This is a genomic window from Chitinophaga sp. (genome assembly GCF_035564935.1).
Classification (GTDB): domain Bacteria; phylum Bacteroidota; class Bacteroidia; order Chitinophagales; family Chitinophagaceae; genus Chitinophaga.
In genome coordinates, this window is the sequence record NZ_DATMTE010000701.1 from 1 (window position 1) to 2,251 (window position 2,251).

At 50.5% G+C, this 2,251-nt stretch carries 3 protein-coding genes; all 3 read right to left on the reverse strand.

The features are described from left to right. The coding region (lpxK, locus tag VN105_RS18075; RefSeq protein ID WP_325642931.1) for a tetraacyldisaccharide 4'-kinase at positions 1-982 on the reverse strand (982 nt) is incomplete at its 3' end. 6 nt (positions 983-988) lie between these two features. Further along, positions 989-1,564: a 5-formyltetrahydrofolate cyclo-ligase gene (locus VN105_RS18080; RefSeq protein ID WP_325642932.1), complete on the reverse strand. Its 576-nt coding sequence runs from the start codon at positions 1,562-1,564 to the stop codon at positions 989-991. Next, positions 1,561-2,205 carry a dethiobiotin synthase gene (gene bioD / locus VN105_RS18085; protein ID WP_325642933.1) on the reverse strand — a complete coding sequence of 215 codons (645 nt, stop codon included), beginning with the start codon at positions 2,203-2,205 and terminating at the stop codon, positions 1,561-1,563. The genes VN105_RS18080 and bioD overlap by 4 nt, the downstream gene beginning before the upstream one ends. Positions 2,206-2,251: the final 46 nt, after the last annotated feature.

Below are 2,251 nucleotides of genomic sequence, written 5' to 3' on the forward strand. Positions count from 1 at the left end.
CCACCGGAATAACAGCCATCCGCAGATTTTGTTCTGCCAGCATACCTTTGAGCAGGTGTAGTCTTACTGCATCCTTTTCTGTAGTAATGACAATCTTTTCCGTGCCGGGCAGATCGCTGCATTCTTTTTTTATTTTCAGTATATCCTTCTCCGTATAATAATAATGATCGGGAAAAGACAAGAGATATACCTGTTCGTAACGTCGTTTCAATTCTTCGAGCAATGGTTCGGGCCTTGCTATACCACATGCCAGCAGTGCGGTTGCCGATCCGGGAAGTGCCACCGGCTCGCGGGTGATCATGTCTGACAAGACGCCGTATTGCAAGGTAGTGAAAAAGAGCCGCTGATTAGGCAACGGGTTAATTTCTTTTTCGAGTGCCTGCTTCTCTTCCAGGCTCATGGCAGGTGGACACTTTGATACAATGATACAGTCGGCCCGGTGGTATCCCTGTCTTCCTTCCCTTAAACGCCCGAAGGGCACCACATGATCCCGGGTAAACAACCGGCTGTAATCGGTGATCATGATATTAAGACCGGGTTTTATAGAACGGTGCTGAAAAGCGTCATCCAGCAGCACCACCTGGGTATCCGGTTCATCTCCCAGCAGTTGGGGAATTGCCAGCATCCGTTCCTCTCCTACGCACACTTTGATATCCGGGAATTTATCGTGAAACTGCATGGGTTCATCGCCGATATCGGCGGCGGTGCTGTTGTCATCAGCCAGGATGTAGCCGCTGGTACGGCGGTTATAGCCCCTGCTAAGGGTAGCTACTTTCAAATGATCTTTCAACAGGCGGATCATATACTCTACGTGCGGGGTTTTACCGGTGCCTCCTACCGACAGGTTACCGGCGGCGATCACAGGCAAATCAAATTCCACTGCAGTAAGCAGGCCTCTGTCATAAAATTTGTTCCGTATCCACATCACCAGGCCATACAGCAGGGAAAAAGGATATAAAAGAATACTCAGGTATTTAAGCACTGTTGTTTATTTAAACTGATAAATATGATCCGGGGTCACTACCGTATGCAACGGTACATCCCAGGGGTCTGTGTCTTCGATCTGCAGCACGGGTTCAAACATCGACAGGCCAATGGTACGCACATCCGGCCGGCATTGTTTCAGGAAGCGGTCGTACATCCCTTTGCCATATCCCACCCGTTGTCCCTGCCGGTCGAAGGCCAGCAAAGGTACAAATACAAGATCTATAATTTCCGGCGGCACCACTTCCCCATGCACCGGTTCGGGGATGCCAAACTTGTTTTTAACCAGTATGGTATTGGTTTTCCAGAGATAATGCGCCATATCCCCGGTTTCCAAGTCGGAACGGGAAAGCACCCATTCCATATCCGGCCATTGGCCCCGCCCCCATTTTACCAGGGGCCAGGTGTCTACTTCTTTTTTTTCTGAGATAGGAAGAAAGATATGCGCATTCCTGACACCTCCGAAATCGAGCCGGCGGACATTTGCCAGTAACCGTTCATTCAGGGTAAGGGCGGTGGGATCATCCAGGTTGAGCCGCAGCTCCAGGAAATGTTTTCGTATATCCTTTTTAGTGGTCATGCCAGTAAAGTATGCAGCTGGGTAGACAACAACTGTGCCTGTTGCCGAACAAATGCCGTATCTACCGTATCTGTCAGCGGAATACGGCCGATTTTCGGATACCCGCTCCAATTTACCACATCGTCTTCGTTAGTGTGATAATTGCCGCCAAACACCCATCCGATAACGGGCACGCCTGTATGTTGCAGCATCCGTGCGGTAAGCATGCAGTGGTTAATACTGCCCAGGTAATTCTCCGCTACAATCACCACCCTGGCTTTCAGGACTGCTATTAGGTCCAGCGTAAACACCTCTTCGTTGATGGGTACCATCAGGCCCCCGGCCCCTTCCATCACAAATGCCCGGCCGGCAGGCTGGTATTGATCCGCCAGCTGCAGGATACGATTCACATCTATAGTGCAGTTTTCCAGCCGCGCCGCCAGATGCGGCGAAGCAGGAGCTTCCAGCCGCCATGCCTCGGGGTGACAAACTGACACTTTATTTGACAATAAGGATGATACTGTGTCCGTATCCGTGCCTTCCAGCAACCCTGTTTGTACAGGCTTCCAGTAATCGGCGGTCAATGCTTCCGTAACGCAGGCTGCGGTAACGGTTTTGCCTACACCGGTACCTATTCCTGTTATAAAGATCCTTTCGTTCATCGGCGCAAAGATACGCGGATTTTGTCTGACTCAGGATTAAACTGAT